Origin of the sequence: Streptomyces pyxinae (assembly GCF_024756275.1) — a bacterium.
Classification (GTDB): Bacteria; Actinomycetota; Actinomycetes; order Streptomycetales; family Streptomycetaceae; genus Streptomyces; species Streptomyces pyxinae.
Genome location: NZ_JANUGQ010000007.1, coordinates 1 through 19,943 on the forward strand (window position 1 = coordinate 1; position 19,943 = coordinate 19,943).

The 19,943-nt window shown below is 73.3% G+C and carries 17 protein-coding genes; 10 read left to right on the forward strand and 7 right to left on the reverse strand.

The features are described 5' to 3' along the window. Positions 1 to 1,704: type I polyketide synthase (locus tag NX801_RS10275; protein ID WP_258787013.1), on the reverse strand; the 1,704-nt coding region annotated here is incomplete at its 3' end. Positions 1,705 to 2,105: 401 nt separating this feature from the next. Between NX801_RS10275 and NX801_RS10280 the strand changes: the two genes are divergently transcribed. The 3 genes from NX801_RS10280 (at position 2,106) to NX801_RS10290 (ending at position 4,278) form a co-directional block, all read left to right on the forward strand. Further along, positions 2,106 to 2,483 (forward strand): YybH family protein, encoded by a 378-nt coding sequence (locus NX801_RS10280; protein WP_258787014.1) that lies wholly within the window; start codon positions 2,106 to 2,108, stop codon positions 2,481 to 2,483. 103 nt (positions 2,484 to 2,586) lie between these two features. After that, the gene (locus NX801_RS10285; protein WP_258787015.1) at positions 2,587 to 3,003 is read left to right on the forward strand and encodes a YybH family protein; all 417 of its coding nucleotides are present in this window, start codon (positions 2,587 to 2,589) and stop codon (positions 3,001 to 3,003) included. A gap of 99 nt (positions 3,004 to 3,102) precedes the next feature. After that, a complete protein-coding gene (locus tag NX801_RS10290; protein WP_258787017.1) occupies positions 3,103 to 4,278 on the forward strand; it encodes an acyl-CoA dehydrogenase family protein in 1,176 nt (391 codons plus the stop codon). 475 nt (positions 4,279 to 4,753) lie between these two features. On the opposite strand, the gene NX801_RS10295 is transcribed toward NX801_RS10290, so the two are convergent. Further along, positions 4,754 to 5,629 carry an NAD(P)-dependent oxidoreductase gene (locus NX801_RS10295; protein ID WP_258787019.1) on the reverse strand — a complete coding sequence of 292 codons (876 nt, stop codon included), beginning with the start codon at positions 5,627 to 5,629 and terminating at the stop codon, positions 4,754 to 4,756. Between the two features lie 348 nt (positions 5,630 to 5,977). On the opposite strand from NX801_RS10295, the gene NX801_RS10300 reads away from it, so the two are divergent. Next, positions 5,978 to 6,742 carry an SDR family NAD(P)-dependent oxidoreductase gene (locus tag NX801_RS10300; protein WP_258787021.1) on the forward strand — a complete coding sequence of 255 codons (765 nt, stop codon included), beginning with the start codon at positions 5,978 to 5,980 and terminating at the stop codon, positions 6,740 to 6,742. Between the two features lie 82 nt (positions 6,743 to 6,824). Here the strand turns inward: NX801_RS10300 and NX801_RS10305 are convergent, their stop codons facing one another. Continuing rightward, positions 6,825 to 7,775, reverse strand: a complete 951-nt coding sequence (locus NX801_RS10305; RefSeq protein ID WP_258787022.1) for a ScbA/BarX family gamma-butyrolactone biosynthesis protein — start codon at positions 7,773 to 7,775, stop codon at positions 6,825 to 6,827. Positions 7,776 to 7,908: 133 nt separating this feature from the next. Between NX801_RS10305 and NX801_RS10310 the strand changes: the two genes are divergently transcribed. The 5 genes from NX801_RS10310 to NX801_RS10330 all read left to right on the forward strand — a co-directional run bounded on the left by NX801_RS10310 (position 7,909) and on the right by NX801_RS10330 (position 12,738). Next, positions 7,909 to 8,634: a ScbR family autoregulator-binding transcription factor gene (locus NX801_RS10310; RefSeq protein ID WP_258787023.1), complete on the forward strand. Its 726-nt coding sequence runs from the start codon at positions 7,909 to 7,911 to the stop codon at positions 8,632 to 8,634. 163 nt (positions 8,635 to 8,797) lie between these two features. Beyond that, positions 8,798 to 9,937, forward strand: a complete 1,140-nt coding sequence (locus tag NX801_RS10315; protein ID WP_428986117.1) for an IS701 family transposase — start codon at positions 8,798 to 8,800, stop codon at positions 9,935 to 9,937. A gap of 165 nt (positions 9,938 to 10,102) precedes the next feature. Continuing rightward, positions 10,103 to 10,921, forward strand: a complete 819-nt coding sequence (locus NX801_RS10320; protein ID WP_258787029.1) for an AfsR/SARP family transcriptional regulator — start codon at positions 10,103 to 10,105, stop codon at positions 10,919 to 10,921. 498 nt (positions 10,922 to 11,419) lie between these two features. Further along, positions 11,420 to 12,226, forward strand: a complete 807-nt coding sequence (locus NX801_RS10325; RefSeq protein ID WP_258787030.1) for an SGNH/GDSL hydrolase family protein — start codon at positions 11,420 to 11,422, stop codon at positions 12,224 to 12,226. Between the two features lie 248 nt (positions 12,227 to 12,474). Beyond that, the gene (locus tag NX801_RS10330) at positions 12,475 to 12,738 is read left to right on the forward strand and encodes a hypothetical protein (RefSeq protein WP_258787031.1); all 264 of its coding nucleotides are present in this window, start codon (positions 12,475 to 12,477) and stop codon (positions 12,736 to 12,738) included. A 168-nt stretch (positions 12,739 to 12,906) separates the two neighbouring features. Here the strand turns inward: NX801_RS10330 and NX801_RS10335 are convergent, their stop codons facing one another. The 4 genes from NX801_RS10335 to hmgA all read right to left on the reverse strand — a co-directional run bounded on the left by NX801_RS10335 (position 12,907) and on the right by hmgA (position 17,928). Further along, positions 12,907 to 14,103 (reverse strand): CaiB/BaiF CoA transferase family protein, encoded by a 1,197-nt coding sequence (locus NX801_RS10335; protein WP_258787037.1) that lies wholly within the window; start codon positions 14,101 to 14,103, stop codon positions 12,907 to 12,909. Positions 14,104 to 14,222: 119 nt separating this feature from the next. Beyond that, on the reverse strand, positions 14,223 to 15,458 hold the full coding sequence (locus NX801_RS10340) for a type ISP restriction/modification enzyme (protein WP_258787038.1): 1,236 nt from the start codon (positions 15,456 to 15,458) through the stop codon (positions 14,223 to 14,225). Between the two features lie 228 nt (positions 15,459 to 15,686). Further along, positions 15,687 to 16,436 carry a GntR family transcriptional regulator gene (locus NX801_RS10345; RefSeq protein WP_258787039.1) on the reverse strand — a complete coding sequence of 250 codons (750 nt, stop codon included), beginning with the start codon at positions 16,434 to 16,436 and terminating at the stop codon, positions 15,687 to 15,689. 124 nt (positions 16,437 to 16,560) lie between these two features. Next, a complete protein-coding gene (gene hmgA, locus NX801_RS10350; RefSeq protein ID WP_428986119.1) occupies positions 16,561 to 17,928 on the reverse strand; it encodes a homogentisate 1,2-dioxygenase in 1,368 nt (455 codons plus the stop codon). A gap of 375 nt (positions 17,929 to 18,303) precedes the next feature. Between hmgA and NX801_RS10355 the strand changes: the two genes are divergently transcribed. Continuing rightward, positions 18,304 to 19,884: a CitMHS family transporter gene (locus NX801_RS10355; protein ID WP_258787283.1), complete on the forward strand. Its 1,581-nt coding sequence runs from the start codon at positions 18,304 to 18,306 to the stop codon at positions 19,882 to 19,884. Positions 19,885 to 19,943 lie beyond the last annotated feature (59 nt).

A 19,943-nucleotide genomic window follows, 5' to 3' on the forward strand; every position in this document is an offset into this window, starting at 1 on the left:
GGGGGGGGGGGGGGGGGGGGGGGGGGTGGGGGGGGTGGGGTGGGTGGCGCGGTGGTGGTGGTGGGTGCGGGTGGTGGTGAGGGAGTGGGTGAGGTCGAGTGGGGTGTGGTGGGGGTGAGTGTCGAGGTGGTGGAGGAGGCGTTGTGCCTGGTCGCGCAGGGCTTGTTCGGTCTTGCCTGAGAGGGTCCAGGGGAGTACGGGGAGTTCCCGCACCGACAGCGAGGCGGTGACGGCCGGCTCCGCCCCGGCACCCGCCCCCGTCCCCGGCTCCGCGTCCGCCGCCGGACCGGTGTCCCCGTCCGCTTCCGCCACCGGCTCCGCCGGGGCCTGCTCCAGGATCACATGGGCGTTGGTGCCACCGAAGCCGAAGGAGGAGACACCGGCCCGCCGGGCCCGCTCCTCGGTGTCCGGCCAGTCACGGGGCTCGGTGAGCAGCTCCACCGCGCCGGCGGTCCAGTCGACCATCGGGGTGGGCTCGTCCACATGGAGGGTGCGGGGGAGGGTCCCGTGGCGCATCGCCTCCACCATCTTGATCACCCCGCCGACACCCGAAGCCGCCTGCGAGTGGCCGATGTTGGACTTCAGGGAGCCGAGGTAGAGCGGTGCGCCGGCGCGGTTCCTGCCGTAGGTTGCCAGCAGCGCCTGGGCCTCGATGGGGTCACCGAGGCGGGTGCCGGTGCCATGGGCCTCCACGGCGTCCACGTCGGTCTCGGTGAGGCCCGCGTCGGTGAGCGCCTGGCGGATGACGCGTTCCTGGGCCGGGCCGTTGGGGGCGGTGAGGCCGTTGGAGGCGCCGTCCTGGTTGACGGCGGAGCCGCGTACCACGGCGAGGACCTGGTGACCGTTCTTGCGGGCGTCGGAGAGCCGCTCGACCAGGAGCAGGCCCACGCCCTCGGACCAGGCGGTGCCGTCGGCCGCCGCCGCGAACGACTTGATCCGCCCGTCCTCGGCCAGCCCCCGCAGCCGGGAGAACTCCACGAAGGCGACCGGCGTGGACATCACCGTGGCGCCGCCCGCCAGCGCGAGGTCGCACTCCCCGCGCCGCAGCGCGTTCGCCGCCAGGTGCAGGGCGACCAGCGAGGAGGAGCAGGCCGTGTCCACCGTGACCGCCGGGCCCTCCAGGCCGTAGGTGTAGGCCAGCCGGCCGGAGGCGATGCTGCCGGCGCTCCCGCTGAACAGATATCCCTCGGCGTTCTCGGCGGGCAGGCCGGGCCGGGAGCCGTAGTCGTTGTACATCACCCCGGTGAAGACACCGGTACGGCTGCCCCGCAGCGCGCGCGGGTCGATGCCCGCCCGCTCGAACGCCTCCCACGCCGTCTGGAGCAGCAGCCGCTGCTGCGGGTCGGTGGTCAGCGCCTCCCGCGGGGACATCTCGAAGAAGTCGGCGTCGAACAGGTCGGCGTCGTGCAGGAAGCCGCCCTCCCGGGCGTACGAGGTACCGGGCTTGGCCGGATCCGGGTCGTACAGCCCGTCCAGGTCCCAGCCCCGGTTGGCGGGGAAGGGGGTGCAGGCGTCCACGCCCTCGGTGACCAGCCGCCACAGGTCCTCCGGGGAGGAGACACCCCCGGGGTAGCGGCACGCCATCGCCACGATCGCGATGGGTTCGCGCTGCCGCTCCTCCACCTCCCGCAACCTGCCGCGCGCGTCCCGCGCGTCAGCGATGGCTCGCTTGAGGTAGTCCCGGAGTCGCTCCTCGCCGGCCATGGATGCTCAGCTCCCTGAGTGAAGTGAATGCGGAGCGGTGACGAGTGCTCGGCACCGCGGGGCGCCGGCCACCCGGCCCGGGCATTTCCGGGATGCCCGAGCGGCCTCGTACCGGAATGCCAAAATGAGTCACGACCGTATCGGCCGACCGGCCATGGAGCGGTAACTGCGTGGTTAGTGCAGGCTCCTCGGTCCCGTGTTACTTCCCGGTGGGTGCCCGGTTGTTGGCCGCTCGTTAGCGTCCTGGCGACATCCTCAGCATCCCGAATCCCCGTCTCCGCGCATCCCGGTCACCCGGTTCCGCGGATTCACCGATTCACCGATCAGCCGACTCACAGGCTCGCTGACCAGCCGACAGCTGACTCACAGCCTCATCTGTCCAGGAAAGGAAGAGGCCCATCATGGCGCAACTCACCGGTGACGTCGAAAAGCACACCGCGCTCTATGTCGAGGCGTTCAACTCGGGCGACGCGGACGCGGTCAACGCCATGTACACGGAGGACGCCGTCGCCGTGTGGGAGCCGGGCGTTCCGCTCACCGGCCGCGCGCGGATCGAGTCCGTCGAGCAGTGGCTCGCCGCCAAGCCGAAGATGACCGCCACGCCCCGCCACTCGTTCGTCACGGGCGACACCGCGCTGCTCATCGTGGACTGGAAGATCGACACCACCGACGCCAACGGCGAGCCGGAGCAGCTCACCGGCGTCGGTGTCGACGTGCTGCGCCTCGGCGAGGACGGCAACTGGCGTTACGCGATCGACGACCCGTTCGGCGAGAAGTGACGGGAGCGCCGGGTGGATCCCCGTCCGGCGCGTCTCCCCGTTTCGCCGCTCCCTGATCCGCCGTCCTCCCATCCACCCACCAGACAACCGGGGTTCCCAAGCCATGGCCTTCACCGTCGACATCGACTTCGACAATCCGGATCTGACCGCCGACACCGACCTGCAGAACGAGATCTTCCTCCAGGTCTTCAACTCGGGCGACGGCGAGCTGTTCGACAAGCTCTACCGGGACGACGCCATCTCGAACTTCTCCGGTGAGCCGCTCACCGGCGAGGCCCGGCTGGCCTTCTTCAAGGAGTTCCTCGCCACCAAGCCGCAGCTCCAGGCCGAGGTCACCCACTCGTACGTCGCCGGTGACGTCGCCCTCATCGGGGTGCACTTCGTCATCGACGGCACCGACTCCGAGGGCAAGCCCATGCACCTGGAGGGCAACTGCACCGACGTGCTGCGGCGCGGCACGGACGGGCGCTGGCTCATGGCCGTCGACCGGCCGGTCGCCGGCAGCCTGCTCCCCGAGTAACCGCCGCCTCCCGAACGGCCCGCGGCCCCGGCCGGTGCGCCCGGGGCCGCGCCCCGCACCCACCCCCGTACCACCAGACACCACCCCGGAGTGAGAAGAATGTCCCAGAGTGACGCCGACGCCCAGAAGGTGCTCGAAGCGGTCCGCGAGCTCGTCCCCACCCTCCGCCAGAACGGCGCGGAGACGGAGCGGCGGCGCTGGCTTCTCGACGAGAACATCGAACTGCTGGAGAAGGCGGGCGTCTTCCGCATCGCGACGCCCGAGCGCTTCGGCGGTCTCGACCTCCCCGTCGACCAGCAGGCGGAGATCCTGGCGGAGATCTCGCGCGGCTGCGGCTCCACGGGCTGGGTCTCGATGGTGTGGGTGTCCACCGCCTGGATCGCCTCCCTCTACCCGGACAAGGCGCAGGAGGAGGTCTTCGCCAACGGCTCGGTCCGGATCTCCGGCGGCTTCACCCCCTCCGGCACCATGAAGCCGGTGGAGGGCGGCTACATCCTCAACGGCACCTGGCGCTTCAACACCGGTGTGCCGGGCGCCCAGTGGAACGTCCACGCGGCGATCGCCGAGCTTCCGGACGGCAGCCACGAGGAGCTGTTCGCCCTGGTGCCGACCGACGAGATCACCGTGGCCGACGACTGGGACGTCTTCGGCGCCTCGGGCACCGGCAGCGCCACCTCGACGGTGAAGGACGTCTTCGTCCCGTCCCACCGCGTGGTCGGCGTGGACGTGTACGACGCCTCCACGGGCAACCGCTGGAACGCCGAGCTGAAGGGCCGCAACTACAACCTCACCAGTTACATCCTGGCCACCTGCGCCCCGGTCTACCAGGGCATCGCCCACGCGGCCCTGGAGCTGTTCCTGGAGCGGGTGCCGGGCAAGCCCATCACGTACACCAACTGGACCGACCAGAGCCAGCACCCGCACACCCAGGTGGAGGTGGCGCGCGCGGCCAACAAGATCGCCGCCTGCGACGCCCTCTCCCGCGAGTGGCTGCGGGTCCTTCAGGACCGCACCGACCAGGGCGAGAAGCTCACGGTCGAGGAGAAGGCCGCCATCCGCGGCCAGGTGGGCTATGTCGTCCAGGCCACCAAGGAGGCGGTGGAGACGCTGTACAACATCAGCTCCGCCTCCACGATCCTGCGGACCAACCACTTCCAGCGGGCCTACCGCGACGTCGCCGCGCTCTCCCTGCACGGTCTGCTGACGCCGGTCAGCTCCCTGGAGGCGCACGGCCGGGTCCTGCTCGGCCTGGAGCCCGGCACCGACTACATCTGAGTCAGGCCGGCCGGAGGGCCGGAGGAGGGGAGTCCGCGCGCCCGGGCTCCCCTCCTCCGCATGAGGCCTTCCGCGTGAGGTCTTCCGCGTGCGGAGTTCACACTCGGGTCCCGTGCCCGCCCGGGCGTGCCGGACCGGGCGGACGTCCCCGGACCGGTCCGGACCGGCGGCACCCGGACACGCCGAAGGCCCGGAGGCCACGGCGGCTCCGGGTGGTGCGGGTGCTCCGGGGTGTCCCGATCGGGGGAGTGGGCGGGGGCGGCGGCGCGCGAGGTGCGGCCGGTCGGGCAGCGACCGGCCGCACAGCCGTGCCCGTGGCCCCGGCGCGCCGGTGCGGACGGCGGCGCGGGACCACGGGCACGGAGAAGGGGCACGGAGTCCTGGGTGCCGTCGGCACCCGGTCCGCACCCCTTCACCGCACCGCCCGGTCGACCGGTACGCGGCCCGGGACACCCCGGCCCGGGCCGCGCGCGGATCAGGCCGAGGGCTTGCGCATGAGCTCCAGCAGGCTGGAGAAGCTGTCGGCCTCGTGGCCGGCCTCCACACCGCGGCGGAAGAGCTCCACCACGGCGTCCTGGAAGGAGGTGTCCACCCCGGCGTCACCGATGGTGTGCTTGACGTGCTCGACGCTGGCCAGACCCATGGCGAGGCGGTCGACGTCACCCGCGTGGTTGCCGTTGTCGATGCGCTCGGCGTAGAAACCGAGGAAGCCCGGCATGTTGGTCATGGTCTCGTTGGCGTGCGACAGGATGTCGGCCGCCTTGAGGCCGTTGGCCTCGGCGAGGGCGACGGCCTGCCAGTAGCTGACCATCGACGGCCAGAACATCGCCATGCCAATCTGGTACATCAGCGCGGCGAGGCCGGCCTCCTCGCCCCGGTAGTCGGTGCTGGTCAGCACCTCCAGGGTGGCCTGGTGGGCCTCGAAGGCGTCCTTCGGGCCGCTGTAGAAGGTCTTCGACTCGGACTTGCCGATGCCCGACGGCGGAACGGTCACACCACCGGTGAGGTGGGTGCCGCCCTGCTCGGTGATCCAGCGCGAGCCCGCGCGGGTCTTCTCCGGGGTGTCGGAGCTGAGGTTGACGACGACCCGGCCGGAGAGCGCCTCACGGGCCGGCTCCAGCACCGAGTACATGACGTCGTAGTCGGTCAGGCTGAGGATGACCAGGTCGTTCGCCCGGACCGCCTCCTCCACGCTCCCCGCGAGGACCGCGCCCTTGGCGACGAGCTCGTCGGCGCGGGAGGCGGTGCGGTTCCAGACCGTGACCTGGTAGCCCTTGTCGAGGAAGGCGGTGACCATCGCCTGTCCCATCGGGCCGAGTCCGATGAGGGTGACGGACTGGCTGTTGCTCATGATCGGGGGACCTCCGGATAGGTGACGACGCGGGGTGGAACGATCACTCCACCCGCCGCATGAAGGAAACGTAACACAGCTCTAGGACGAACGTTCTAACTAGTGCTCAATCCGCGCCACGATCGGGGGAGTCGAGCACCGGGCCGGCACGTCCGTACGGCTCCGGGGCAGCAAGTCGCCCGGGCCGTCGCGCCGTTCGCCGCACCCCACCCAACAGGGCGCCGGTGAAAGCTCGGTCAAGCCGCGCTTCGGCCCGCCCGACGCCCCCTCACCAGGGCATAGAGAACCGGTGGTTCATACGGATGGGCGCCGTCGGCCGCGTCGAACGGCTCTGCGAGACTGCCGCCCATGAATACGGGTCTGCTCGCGAACAAGGTCGTCCTCGTCACCGGTGCCAGCAGCGGCATCGGAGCGGCGGCGGCGAAGGTCTTCGCCCGCGAGGGCGCGACGGTGGTGCTCACCGCACGCCGGGAGGAGCGGCTGGCGGAACTCGCCGCCGCGCTGCGGGAGGAGGGCGCCGAGGCGGCGTACGCGGTGGGGGACGTCACCGTGGACGCCGACGCGATCCGGGCGGTGGAGGTCGCGGTCTCCCGGTACGGACGGCTGGACGCCGCCTTCAACAACGCCGGCATCGGCGGCGACCGCACGCCCCTCCATCTGATGGCGGACGAGGTGTACGACTCCGTCATGGACACCAACGTCCGGGGTCTCTTCCACTGCCTGCGCGCCGAGATAGCCGCCATGCTCCGGCACGGCGGCGGGACGATCGTCAACAACAGCAGCGTCGGCGGACTGGTCGCCATCCCGGCGGCGGCCCCCTATGTCGCCTCCAAGCACGCGGTGATCGGCCTGACCAGGGCGGCGGCCGACGAGTACGCCACCCAGGGCATCCGGGTCAACGCCATCGCGCCCGGCACCACCCGCAGCGAGATCACCGCCGACTGGTTCGGCCGCAACCCCGGCCTTGAGGAGTACGTCCACTCGGTGACGCCCATGCGGCGCACGGCGGAGCCCGAGGAGATCGCGGAGGCGGCGGCCTGGCTGCTCAGCGACCGCAGCCCCTTCCTGACCGGGGCGGTGCTGCCGGTGGACGGCGGATTCGTCAACCAGTGACCCGGCGCCGGGGGTTCGTGGCCCGGCCGCGCGCGGCACGCCCCGGCGGGGGCGGTGCCACGCGCGGCCGGGCCGGCCGGTCTCACTCCACGGTGCCGTACAGCTCGGCGCGGACGGCCTGCTCCCCGTCCTGGCTGCCGGTGACCCGGACGCTCAGTCCGGGCGCGTCCGGCTCGCGGAACGGCTCGGCCTCGATCACACAGGGGCGGTCGAACTCGACGTACCGGCTGAACTCCATCCGCACCCGGGTGGGCGCGTACAGCACCGGGAAGAGGCGGGCGCGGGCCGCCTGGTCGGCCGCCTCCATCAGGACCAGGCCCGGCACATGGTCCACCGGGTGGTCGAAGAGCACATCGTCGGCGGTGTCGTTGCGCAGCAGCCAGCCGTGCGGCCGCCCGTCGGCCGCCAGGACCACGTTCCGGGGGTCGTACCGGCCCGCCCGCTCCGGTTCGATCCCGGGCGGCACCGGCCAGTCGGCCCACGCCACCTCCGCCCGCTCGCCCCGCAGCCGGCGGTAGGCCGTCGGCGAGACATAGTCGAAGGTCGCCCGGGCCCGGGCCGTCGGCGCCCCGGGGCGCCGGATGCGGAAGCGCATGCTCAGCGAGCCGACCCGGCCGTGCCGGCTGGTCGGAGCGACGGAGAGGTCCACCGTGACGGCATGGGTCCGCCCGGTCCCGCCGGCTGCGCCCGGCGGCGCGCCCGGGTCGGGGACGGGCGTCGGAATCTCGTACTCCAGCGCCCGCAGCAGTGTCTGGTGCGAGAGCGGGACGCCGTACGCGGCGTGCGCGACGATCAGTCCGCTCTGCCGGACCGTGCGCAGCAGCAGCCGCGGATCGCGGAGCGGGTCGGAGCCGGCCTCCGGCCACCGGGCCCGGAGTGCGAACTCGCCCTCCCCCAGGGCGCTCCAGTCGGTGACGAGCAGGTTCCGCTCGATCCTGAGGTGGCTGTACGGACCCAGCGAGGTCGAGTGCCGGATTCGTACGGACGGACGTGCGGCGGTCGGCGGGCACGTCGGAGTGGTCGCTTCGGACATGGTTCCCCCCTTGTCCTCCCGCGGTGGACGCGGGCGCTGTGGAAAGGCATAAATTACCGGACCGCTGTTCGCTTTTCGGGGGCGGCTTGTGTGATCAAACACACGGACGGAACACGAGGTTGAGGAGAACCGAATGGCGCGGCAGGAGCGGGCGCACCGCACGCGGTGGGCCATCCTGGAGGCAGCGGCGCGCCTCTTCGACGAGCTGGGGTACGAGGCCACCACCATCGGCATGGTGATCGAGCGGACCGAGATCACCCGGGGCGGGCTGTACTTCCACTTCACCTCCAAGGAGGAGCTGGCCCGCGCGGTGCTGGACGAGGCCGTCACCAGCACCGGGCTGGTGCCCCACCCGTTCAAGGTGCAGGAGTGGGTGGACCTCGGGCTGCTGCTGGCCCACCGGATGCCCATGGAGCCCATCCTGAGCGCCGCCGTCCGGCTCTCCGTGGACCCCCGGGCGCGCCGCCTGTTCGGTACCCGCTGGCCCGACTGGGTGGAGGTGGGCAGCGGGTTGCTCGCCGAGGCCAAGGAGCGGGGTGAGCTGCTGCCGCACGTCGATCCCGAGGAGGTGGCCCGGCTCTGTGTGGGGGCGTGGACGGGGGTGCAGATCGTCACCGATGTGCTGCGGCCGGCCCGGCTGCCGCAGGAGGTGTCGGACCTGTACGCCATGCTGTTGCCGGCCGTCGTGTCGCCCGGGGTGCTCGCCAAGCTGGACCTCACCGTGCACCGCGCGCCGCGCCTGCTGGCGGAGGCCCGGGAGGCCGCCGGGACCGGGGCGTCCGGACCCGTACCGGCCGGTGACACCGGGGCGCCCGGGGCCCGGGGGGACGGGGACGGCGCGGCCGACGACGCGTGCTGACGCATCGTCACGCCAAGCGGAGACCTCCTCCGACTCGTTGCTGAGAGCGCTCCCAATGTGACGCACCGGCGGGGTATAACTAACCGAACGGACGTCCCGTTTCGGGGGAGAGGGCGCGGGCGTTCCAGGTGGGGTGTGAGGGGAACGGGTGCGACACGAGCGAATGTCATCGGCGCCTTCGGACGGCAGACGGGACCACTGTGCCGAGTTGAGCGAGGAGCTCTTCGGCTCGCTGCGGCGCAAAGGGCAGCGGCGCAAGGCCGAGGAGTACGTCAGGGGCCTGCTGGCCTCCTCGGGGCGGAAGACGCTCCGCAACATCGCGGGCGGGCCGGAGGACCAGGCGGCACTCCAGCGGGTGCACCATTTCATCAGCACCTCGCCCTGGGACTGGATGCCGGTCCGGGAGGCTCTGGCGCGGTATGTGCGCCGCGAACTGGCTCCCGCCGCCTGGGTGATCAGGTCGACGGTGATACCCAAGTCCGGCCCCCACATGATCGGGGTCGACTCCAGGGTCGGAGCCGCCCGGGCCAAGTCCCCGAGCGGACAGCAGGCGGTGGGCACCTGGCTGGGGTCCGAGCGGGGCGTCGTCCCGGTGGACTGGCAGCTGTGCCTGCCGGAGCGCTGGCTCGTCGCCCCGCTGCGAAGACGCGCGGGTATTCCCCCGGAGGTGGTGGCCGGCACCGTCGACCACTGCCTGCGCGAGGCGCTCCACCAGGTGGTGGCGTTCGGCCGGGCCGGCGGTGAACCGGTGGTGGTGGACTGCCCGGAGGCGCACACGGTGGACCTGGTGCGCGAGCTCCTGGCGCTGGGCCTGCCGTTCCTCACCCGGATCGACCCCACCACACCACTGCGCCTGGACCGGTCGGCCCTCCCCAAGTTCGGTGCCGGGGAGCGCCCGGCCGGGGACCTGGTGAACGCCATGCCGCAGTTGAGGCGCCGGTTCGAGTCGGCGAGCGGCCTCACCACGGCGGTGTCGGTCCCCGTGACGGGCCCCGGGGTGGCCCGGAGCGCCGGCATGCTGCTGACCGGCGCCTGGCCGCGCGACGGAGCGGGAGAGCGCACACTCTGGCTCTCCGGCAACGGCGTCTCCTCGCCCGGCGCGGTGCTGGGGCTCTCCCGGCTCTCCGCCGCGGTGGCCCGCGACGGCACGGCCGTCTCCCGGGACGTGGGCATGTGCGACTTCACCGGGCGCTCCTTCCCTGGCTGGCACCATCACATGACCCTGGCATGTGTCGCGCACCTCATGGCCGTTCGGGCGGGCTTGCGTGAAGCGGAGATGAACCGCGGCCCCGCCTGCGCGTGAGCTAGCGCACGAAAACCGGATTGCCGTCCGGTTAAGTGACACTCTCGCCCCCGGCCCATGCGTCCTCCGGCCGGTCCATACCTATTGTTTCGCTCATCAGGCCAGCCAACGACCTGGGCGCCGAGCGCGCCGGAATGGACTGAGTGCGCAGTGCGGTTCAACCTCATGGGCTCATTCGAGATCATCAGTGACGACGGCCGGCGGTTCGCCCCCAAGGCTCCGAAGCTCTCCCAGATGCTGGCGGTGCTGGCGCTCGCCCGGGGCGAGTCGGTGGGCGCGGACACGCTCATTCGCGAGATGTGGGGCGAGGAGCCCCCGGCGGGCGCCCCCAAGACCCTGCAGACGCACGTCTATCATGCGCGCCGGTTGCTCGGCGACGCCCAGAGCAACGCCCGTGAACGGCAGTTGCTCGTCACCCAGGCGCCCGGGTACGTCCTGGACGTGACGGACGAGGAGGTGGACGTCCGGGCCTTCGAGCGGTTGGTGCGCCGCGCCCAGCAGGAGGCCGACGCCGGAAGAACCGAACGAGCGTCCGGTCTCGCGGCGGAGGCGCTGGCCGTCTGGCGGGGGCCGCTGCTCGGCAACGCCCCGGTCGGGGACGTCCTCACCGGGCGGATCGCCTATGTGGAGGAACTGCGCATCCGCGCCCTGGAGCTACGCGTGGAGACCGGCATCACCATGGGCCGGCACCGGGAGCTGCTGCCCGAACTCCGCGACCTGGTGGCCTGCTTCCCGCTGCACGAGTGGTTCCACGAACAACTGATCACCGTGCTGCACCGGTCCGGCCGCCGGGGGGAGGCGCTCGCCGCCTACCAGCACCTCTACCGGGTGCTGGGCCGGGAGTTGGGTGTGGAGCCCGCTCCGGCCATCCAGCGGCTCCAGGCCGAGATCCTCGGCGCGAACGGCGGCGACGTGTCCCTGTTGCGCCATCGCCGGGAAGGCCGTCCGGCGGCGCTGCTCCACACCCGTCCGCTGGCCAGTTGAGCGGCCGCGCGCGCTGAGGCCCCCGCACCGCCCCGCCGCACCGCCCCGCCGCCGCGCACCCCGACGGGACGCACCGGCGGGGCGCACCGGTGGCGGGGCCGGCCGAACGGGGAGCGCGCCGGCGGGGGTGCCCACGAAACACGGGGCGCCCGCACGACACCCCTATGGCACCCATGGACACCCGTATGGGCACCCGTAGGTGACCCATCCGGCGCCCGTATGACAAAGGGGCCGGACGGGCGGCCTCTCGGCGTGTCCCTCCGGTCCGCGCCGCCCCGGGCGGAACGCGCGGCCGGGCGCCCGGGCGGCATTCCGCCCTCCGTCGCCCGGCTCCACCTCCCGGTAAACCCGTGCCGCTCCAGGAGGAGTTGGCCGGAGGCGGCGCGCGGGGGGCGCCGCCCGGCCTGCCGTGCGTCACGCGCCCCGTGCAGCGCTATTGGCATGGGCACGTCCAGACTGCTACCAAGTCCGGGCAGAGAACCTGTTATGGGAGGTTCCATGAAACTGTCCCGTTCCGCGGCCTTCTCCTCCGCCCTCCTCCTCGGCGCCGTGCTCTCCCTCACCGGGGCGGGTCCGGCGCGGGCCGCCCGGGCCGCCGCCGTCGACTATGTGGCGCTCGGCGACTCGTACTCCTCCGGCGTCGGCGCCGGCGAATACGACGGCTCCAGCGGCAACTGCAAGCGCACGTCCCGTGCCTACCCGGCGCTCTGGGCGGCGGCCAACACCCCGGCGTCCTTCACCTTCGCGGCGTGCGCGGGGGCCAGGATCAACGAGGTGACGGCCAATCAGCTCGGCCCGCTGAACGCCGCCACCGATCTGATCTCGATCACCGTCGGCGGGAATGACGCCGGCTTCTCGGACGTGATGACCACCTGCGTCCTCCAGTCGGAGGCCAACTGCCTCAGCCGGGTCGCCCAGTCCAGGGACTTCGACGACACCACGCTCCCCGGCCGTCTCGACTCCCTCTACTCGGCCATCAGGTCCAAGGCCCCGTCCGCCCGGGTCGTCGTCCTCGGCTATCCCCGCTTCTACAAGCTGGGCGGCAGCTGTGTCGCCGGGCTCACCGAGAACGAGCGCCGCGCCATCAACGACGGCAGCGACTATCTGAACGCCGCCGTCGCCCGCCGCGCCGCCGCCCACGGCTTCACCTTCGTCGACGTCGCCCCCGCCTTCACCGGCCACGAGATCTGCTCCGGCTCCTCCTGGCTGCAGAGCCTCAACCTGCTCAACCTCGGGGCGTCGTACCACCCCACCGCCGCCGGCCAGTCCGGCGGCTACCTCCCCGCCTTCCGCTCGGCCGCCTGAACCGCCCGTACCGCCTGAACCACCCGACCGCCCCGGACCGGACCGCCGGACGGCCCGGGGCGGTCGGGGGTGGGGTTTGGCGGTCGGGGGGCGGGGCAGGTGCAAGTCGGTCTGGAATCAGGTGGATTCGCAGGGTAGTCAAGTCCGCCCGTACGTGTGGAGATGGGCCACCGGATGCACGAGGACGACAGCGGGAGGATAGGGTTAACCTGCCCGGGCCGGGTGCCCTCGTACGGGTGGGGAGTGACATGGAACAGATAACAGTCCGGAGCAGGCCACGGGTGCCTGCGATCACCTGCGGCAGCAGCGCGACCAGTTCGCGCCTCGACCGCCATCTCGCGGTGCTGGGCGGTCCTGCCCTGCCCTCGCGGGAGACGGCCGAGGCGACCCTGCTGATGCGTGAGCTGACGGCGCGTGACCACGCGCACCGCCGTACCAGCAAGAGCGCGCGCGTCCGCCTCTTCGCGCCGCTGCGCCGGCTGCGCCGGTCGCTCTTCGGCAACCACGGCTGAGCCCCGGCGACCCCGGCCGAACCGGCGCCCCGAGCCGCCCCGCCCCTGGCCGGGCGGCGCCCGGCGCCGTCGTACGCGCCACCGCTCCGGTCCGCGCGGGCCGGTGAGCCGCGTCCGGGCGGCTCACCCGTCCCCACCCCGGCCGCCCGGCACCCGGGAGCGGCCCGCTCAGGCCACCACCCCCGCCGCCCGCAGCCCGGTCGCCTCCTCCGGACCGACGCCCAGCTCCCGCAGCACCGCCTCGGTGTGCTCGCCCAGTGCCGGGACCGCGCCCATCCGGGGCTCCGGGCCGTCCGGCAGGGTGACCGACGGCAGCAGCGCCCGCAGCGGGCCCGCCGGAGTGGCCACCTCCCGCCAGCGCTCCCGCGCCGCCAGCTGCGGATGAGCGGCCAGCTCCGCCACCGAGTTGAGCCGGGCGCAGGCGATACCCGCCGCCTCCAGCCGGGCCACCGCCCCGGCCGTGTCCAGCTTCGCCAGCGCCGCCGCCACCAGCGCGTCCGTCGCCGCCCGGCGCGCCACCCGGGCCGCGTTGGTCGCGTACGCCGGGTCGTCGGCCAGCTCGGGGCGGTCCAGCACCTGTTCGGCCAGCCGCCGCCACTCCCGGTCGTTCTGCACCGACAGCAGCACCTGCCCGCCGTCGGCCGTGGCATAGGCGTCGTACGGGACGATGACGGCGTGCGCCAGGCCGGTACGCGCCGGCGCGGCGCCCCCGTGCATGCCGTGGTGCAGCGGATGGCCCATCCACTCCGCCAGCGCCTCCAGCATGGAGACCTCCACCGGACCGCCGCGCCCGGTGGCCGTCCGGCGCAGCAGCGCGGCCAGCACCCCGGAGTAGGCGTACATGGCGGCCGCGATGTCCGCCGCCGGGATCCCCGCCTTGACCGGCCGTTCCGGTGTCCCGGTCACCGAGACCAGCCCCGCCTCGCACTGCACCAGCATGTCGTAGGCGCGCTTGTGGCCGTACGGGCCGCCGGCCCCGTACCCGGAGATGTCCACCGCGACCAGCCGGGAGTGGGCCGCGCACAGCGTCGCCGCGTCCAGGCCCAGCCGGGCCGCCGCGCCCTGCGCCAGATTCTGCACGAACACATCGGCGCCGCCGATCAGTCGCCGGACCAGCGCCAGCCCGCGCGGGTCCTTGAGATCCACGGCGACCGACTCCTTGCCGCGGTTGCACCAGACGAAGTGCGAGGCCAGCCCGGCCGCCGCCGTGTCGTAACCGCGCGCGAAGTCCCCGCCGTCCGGCCGCTCGACCTTGACCACCCGGGCCCCGAGGTCGGCGAGCTGGCGGGTGGCGAACGGCGCGGAGACGGCCTGCTCGACGGCGACGACGGTGATCCCGTCCAGGGGCAGCGGCTGAGTGTCCATGGCAGCCGTGCCTATCGCGAGCCGGGCTCCCGCCACAAGAGGCAGAAGAGGCGCGAGGGACGGGAGGAGGGGCACGGGGCGCGAGGGGCTCGAAGGCCGGGGAGGTCACCGGGCCCGCCCTACAGCAGGGCGAACTGTCCCTCCGGGCCCTCCTCGTGGTGGTCCAGCACCGAGGCGGGACGCCGGGCCCGGGGCGGGACCGGCAGCACCCCGGCGGCGGCCAGCGCGGCCCGGCCGATCAGCGGGCGCCCGCCGAGGTCCGGGCCGCCCAGCCCCAGCGCGGCCCGCTCGGCCTCCAGCCCGGCCAGCAGCGCCAGTACGGTGATCAGCTCCAGCAGGTCCGAGGTCCACTCCTGCGACCAGCCGGCCGGGCCGACCGCCTCCAGAGTGCCGGGCCCGGCCGGAGCGGTACGCCGCTCGAACCAGAGCTCCAGCACCCGCGCCCCGGCCACCCGGTACTCCCACGCCCCGGCCGGCACCGGCGCCACCCGGCCGCCGCCCAGGTGCAGGGTCTCCTCGTCCGGATCGTAGGAGAGCGTCTCCGGGCGGGCCGGGAGCGCGGCGCGCACATAGGGCCGGCGCCCACCCGGCAGCCGGGGCCGCTCCCCGCCCCGGGCGCCGCGCAGCTGCACCCCGGTCATCCGCAGCCCCAGCGCCACCCCGGCGGCCCAGAGCTCCGGGTCGGCCGGCAGCGGCACCCGGCACCCGGCCGGCGACGGCACCCCGGCCGCCAGCGCCCAGGCCAGCAGCCGGCCGGCGGTGACCTCGGAGCCGTACCGCGCGGCGAGCAACTCCGGCAGGCCGGGCGCCACATTGGGCTCCCGGCCGCCCGGGCGCCGGTACAGCGGGCGGATGCGGCCCGGGCGCCCGGCGGGGGAGTGGCCGTCCGGCAGCGCCGCCGTCACCAGCAGCGCGGGTCCCGGCTGCCCGGGCGCGTACCCCTGCTCCACGGCGAAGAGCTGCCGGTCGTCGGCGACCCGCCACAGCTCGGGCCTGGCCACGTCCAGCAACCGGTGGTCGGGCAGCAGCCACTGGAGGTCGAACGGCCCGTGCGCCAGCCGCACCGGCTCCGGGCAGGGGCCGTTCTCGCGGGCCAGCCGCCCGGTCCCGGTGCGCTGTCCGGGGAGCGCGGCCACCGAACTGGTCAGCGCCCGGGCCCTGGTGGGCCGGAACAGCGCCTCCCGCTCGGCCGAACCGGCCCGGACCAGCGCCGCCCAGCGGTCCCGCAGCGTCCGGGCGTCCGGGGCCACCACCCAGGGCCGGCCCAGCCGCAGCGGCGCCACGGACCACGGCAGCAACTCGTCCAGCAGCGGCGGTCCGTCCGCCCCGGGCAGGTCTTCCGTCACGCCCCGCATGCTAACCAGGACCGGCGCCCGGCCGGAGCCGTACGGACCGGGATCGTACGGACCGGAGCCGTACGGACCGGGACCGGTCCGGCACCCGCTCGGCCCACCCCGGAGCCGTACGGGCCGGGATCATACGGACCGGAGCCGTACGGGCCGGGACCGGTCCGGCACCCGCCCGGCCCGCCCCGGGGCCGTACGGACCGGAGGGCGGGGCGCCTCCGCCGTCGCAGCGAAGCCTCACTCCGCCTCCACCGTCACCGTGAAGGAGAACCGGTCGCCCCGGTAGCGGATGCGGGCCACGTCCACCACCCGGCCGTCCTCGGCGTAGGTGACACCCGTGTAGTGCAGGATCGGGGAGAGCAGCGGCACCTGGAGCAGCCCGGCGGTCTCCGGGTCCGCGAGCCGGGCCTCCACGGTGTCGGTGATCCGGCTGATCCGCACGCCCACCGCGTCCCGCAGCACCTTGGTCATCGGCCAGCGCTCCAGATCGGCCGGGTCGATCCGCGCCGCCACCTCCGGACGGACCGCGTTCTCCGCCCAGTTGGTGGGCTCACCGCTCTCGCCGTCCCGGCGCAGCCGCCGGTAGCCGACCACTTCCGCCACGTCCGGGAAGTACTCGGCCAGTTCACCCGGCACCGGCACCGGCCCGTGGCCCAGCAGGGTGGCCGGCTCACCGGACTGCTGGGCCACCACCGCGTCGACCGAACCGAGCAGCCGGCGCGGGGTGCTCCGCCGGGCGCCCGGCTCGATGAAGGTGCCGCGCCGCCGGTGCCGGGTGATCAGCCCCTCGGCCTCCAGTTCCTTGAGCGCCTGCCGCATGGTCAGCACGCTCACCCCGTAGTGCGCGGCCAGTTGCTCCTCGGTGGGCAGCCGCAGCGAGGCGTCCGGGTTCCGGCCCAGTATCGAGGCGCGCAGGGACTGCGAGACCTGATACCACAGCGGCAGCTTGCGGTTCAGGACCAGCGAGTCGGGGGCGAAGGCGGTCACGACATCTCCGTACGACGATGGCCCGGCGGCCGCTCCCCGACCGGGGCCGGCCGCCGCGCCGGGGCCCGGCCCCCGGTCCGGCGGGGCGCCCGGGCCCGCGGGGGGCTCGGGCGACGGCCGGGACTCAGGGCCGGAAGTGGCGCTCAAGACCCTGCCACACGTCGTCGTACCCCCGCTGCAGGTGGTGGGCCTCCGCCGCGTAGGCGGTCGCCGTCAGCGGCCAGCGGGTCTCGAACATGAACGCCAGACCGTCGTCGATCCGCTGCGGCTTCAGCTCGGCCGCGCTCGCCCGGTCGAAGGTCTCCCGGTCCGGGCCGTGCGCCGACATCATGTTGTGCAGCGAGCCGCCGCCCGGCACGAAACCCTCCGCCTTGGCGTCGTACGCGCCCTCGATCAGCCCCATGTACTCGCTCATCACATTGCGGTGGAAGTACGGCGGGCGGAAGGTGTCCTCGCCGACCAGCCAGCGCGGTGCGAAGACCACGAAGTCCACACCCGCGAGCCCCGGGGTGTCGGTGGGCGAGGTGAGCACGGTGAAGATCGACGGGTCCGGGTGGTCGTAGCTGATGGTCCCGATCACATTGAACGCCCGCAGGTCGTAGACGTACGGAGCGTGGTTGCCGTGCCAGGCGACCACATCGAGCGGCGAGTGGTCATAGGTGGCCGACCAGAGGTTGCCGCAGAACTTGTTGACCACCTCCACCGGCCCCTCCACATCCTCGTACGCCGCCACCGGCGCCCGGAAGTCCCGTGGATTGGCCAGCCCGTTGGCGCCGATCGGCCCCAGGTCGGGCAGCTGGAACGGGGCGCCGTAGTTCTCGCAGACGTAACCGCGCGCGGTGTCGTCCAGCAGCTCCACCCGGAACCGCACCCCGCGCGGGATCAGCGCCACCTCGCCCGGCCGGGCGGCGAGCAGCCCCAGCTCGGTGCGGAGCAGCAGTCCGCCGCGCTCCGGGACGATCAGCAGTTCGCCGTCCGCGTCGCTGAACACCCGCTCCATCGGGGCGTTGGCGTGGTAGAGGTGGACCGCCATGCCGGTGCGCTGCGTCGCGTCCCCGTTGCCGCCGAGTGTCCAGAGCCCGGCCAGCCAGTCGGTCCCGGACGGCGGCTCCGGCAGCGGGTTCCAGCGGAGCCGGTTCGGATCCGGCACGGTGTCGGTGAACGGCGCGGTGCGCACGGCCCCGTTGCGGATCCGGGTGAACGCCGGATGTGCCGCCGAGGGACGGATCCGGTAGAGCCAGGACCGGCGGTTGTGGGCGCGCGGCTCGGTGAAGGCGGAGCCGCTGAGCTGCTCCGCGTACAGCCCGAGGGGCGCGCGCTGGGGAGAGTTGCGGCCGAGCGGCAGGGCGCCCGGCACGGCCTCCGTGGTGTGCTCGTTGCCGAAGCCGGAGAGGTACTCCAGCGCCTCGGCCGTCTTCACGGCGTCCTCCCCGCGGCCCCCGCCACCCGTGCCGCCCCGGCCGCCGCTGCCGCCGTTGTCACCGTTGGTCATCGCCTGCTCCTGCTCCTGCGGGGCCGCCCGGCGGCCGTCCGAAGCGGCCGTCCTCACGACCATTCCTCTGTACGACCATAGGAATGTGCCGGGCCCGCGTCAACGGGAGCGCCGCCCCGGATCGGGCGCCCCCGGCGGGCGGAACCGGCGCCACCGCCATGAGCTCGGGTTTTGCTCGTATTGCTCACCTGTCGGAGCCTCGTTGGGCCTTGTCGAGCGCCGATGGCCGCACTTAACGTCATCCGGACCACCACCCCCGGGGCCCCCGGTCGAGGCCCGGGTCCGGGCGCCCGTCCAGGCCCCCCTGTTCAGGCTCGGGTCCGGGCCCCGGTGGAGTCTCCGGCGGAGTTCAAAGGTGAACGTGAGGTGTCCTCCATGCTGACCGTGCTCGGATTCCTCATGATCGCGACCTTTCTGGTCCTGATCATGATGAAGAAGATGTCGCCCATCGCGGCGCTCGTCCTCGTCCCCGCGCTCTTCTGCGTCCTCGTCGGACAGGGCGCGAAGCTCGGGGACTATGTGATCGAGGGGGTCGGCAATCTGGCGCCCACCGCCGCGATGCTGATGTTCGCGATCGTTTACTTCGGTGTGATGATCGACGTCGGGCTCTTCGATCCGGTGGTCCGGGGCATCCTGCGCTTCTGCAAGGCCGACCCGATGCGGATCGTGGTCGGTACGGCGGTGCTCGCGGCGATCGTCTCGCTGGACGGCGACGGCTCCACCACCTTCATGATCACCGTCTCCGCGATGTACCCGCTCTACAAGCGGCTCGGCATGAGCCTGGTCGTGCTGACCGGCGTCGCCGCCACCGCCAACGGCGTGATGAACACCCTGCCCTGGGGCGGCCCCACCGCCCGCGCCGCCACCGCGCTCAAGCTGGACGCGGGCGATGTCTTCGTACCGATGATCCCGGCACTCGCGGCCGGCCTGGTCTTCGTCCTGGTCCTGGCGTACGTCCTCGGGCGCCGCGAGCGCAAACGCCTCGGCCCGCTGACCCCGCCCGGGGCCGCGGCCGAGGTCCCGGCCCCGGCGGACGAACCGGTACTGGTGACGGCGGGCGCCGCCGGTACGGCCGTCCCCGCCACGGGAACCGCCGGTACGGGCGCGGCCCCGGGGCCCGGTACACCCGCCCCCGGTACGGCCTCCGGTACGGCCCCGGCCCCCGGTGCGGGCGCGATCACGGGTACGGCGCCGGCCCCCGGCGGTGGCGGCTTGGCCGGCACGGGCGCGGACCCGGGTTCCGGTACGGCCGTCCCCGGCACGGGCTCCGGTACGGGCGCCTCCGCCGCGTCTCCGGACCCGGCCGACGGCAGGCTCCAGGGGCTCGACCCGGACCGGCCGACGCTGCGGCCCCGGCTCTACTGGTTCAACGCGGCCCTCACCGTGGCCCTGCTGACCGCCATGATCATGGAGCTGCTGCCCATCCCGGTCCTGTTCCTGCTCGGCGCCGCCCTCGCCCTCACCGTCAACTTCCCCCGGATGACCGATCAGAAGGCCCGGCTCGCCGCCCACGCCGACAATGTGCTGAACGTCTCCGGGATGGTCTTCGCCGCCGCCGTCTTCACCGGGGTGCTCACCGGCACCGGGATGGTCAAGCACATGGCGGACTGGCTGGTCGGCGCCATCCCGGAGAGCATGGGCCCGCACATGGCCCTGGTCACCGGCGTGCTGAGCCTGCCGCTCACCTACTTCATGTCCAATGACGGCTTCTACTTCGGCGTCCTCCCGGTCCTCGCGGAGGCCGGCGCCGCCCACGGGGTCACGCCGCTGGAGATCGCCCGCGCCTCGCTCGTCGGCCAGCCGCTGCACATGTCCAGCCCGCTGGTCCCGGCCGTCTACGTCCTGGTCGGCATGGCCGGGGTCGAGTTCGGCGACCACACCCGGTTCACCGTCAAATGGGCCGCCCTCACCTGTCTGGTGGTGCTGGGCGCCGGGCTGCTCTTCGGGATCCTCTGAGCGTGCCGACCGCCGACCCCGCCGACCCCACCGGACCCGCCAACTCCACCGACCCCGCC

Coding starts and splice junctions, on each gene's coding strand:
- NX801_RS10320 (WP_258787029.1), top strand. CDS start 10,103: ATGGGCTCATTCGAGATCATCAGTGACGACGGCCGGCGGTTCGCCCCC.
- NX801_RS10295 (WP_258787019.1), bottom strand. CDS start 5,629: ATGAGCAACAGCCAGTCCGTCACCCTCATCGGACTCGGCCCGATGGGA.
- NX801_RS10300 (WP_258787021.1), top strand. CDS start 5,978: ATGAATACGGGTCTGCTCGCGAACAAGGTCGTCCTCGTCACCGGTGCC.
- NX801_RS10310 (WP_258787023.1), top strand. CDS start 7,909: ATGGCGCGGCAGGAGCGGGCGCACCGCACGCGGTGGGCCATCCTGGAG.
- NX801_RS10355 (WP_258787283.1), top strand. CDS start 18,304: ATGCTGACCGTGCTCGGATTCCTCATGATCGCGACCTTTCTGGTCCTG.
- NX801_RS10325 (WP_258787030.1), top strand. CDS start 11,420: ATGAAACTGTCCCGTTCCGCGGCCTTCTCCTCCGCCCTCCTCCTCGGC.
- NX801_RS10330 (WP_258787031.1), top strand. CDS start 12,475: ATGGAACAGATAACAGTCCGGAGCAGGCCACGGGTGCCTGCGATCACC.
- NX801_RS10340 (WP_258787038.1), bottom strand. CDS start 15,458: ATGCGGGGCGTGACGGAAGACCTGCCCGGGGCGGACGGACCGCCGCTG.
- NX801_RS10315 (WP_428986117.1), top strand. CDS start 8,798: ATGTCATCGGCGCCTTCGGACGGCAGACGGGACCACTGTGCCGAGTTG.
- NX801_RS10285 (WP_258787015.1), top strand. CDS start 2,587: ATGGCCTTCACCGTCGACATCGACTTCGACAATCCGGATCTGACCGCC.
- hmgA (WP_428986119.1), bottom strand. CDS start 17,928: ATGACCAACGGTGACAACGGCGGCAGCGGCGGCCGGGGCGGCACGGGT.
- NX801_RS10305 (WP_258787022.1), bottom strand. CDS start 7,775: ATGTCCGAAGCGACCACTCCGACGTGCCCGCCGACCGCCGCACGTCCG.
- NX801_RS10335 (WP_258787037.1), bottom strand. CDS start 14,103: ATGGACACTCAGCCGCTGCCCCTGGACGGGATCACCGTCGTCGCCGTC.
- NX801_RS10290 (WP_258787017.1), top strand. CDS start 3,103: ATGTCCCAGAGTGACGCCGACGCCCAGAAGGTGCTCGAAGCGGTCCGC.
- NX801_RS10280 (WP_258787014.1), top strand. CDS start 2,106: ATGGCGCAACTCACCGGTGACGTCGAAAAGCACACCGCGCTCTATGTC.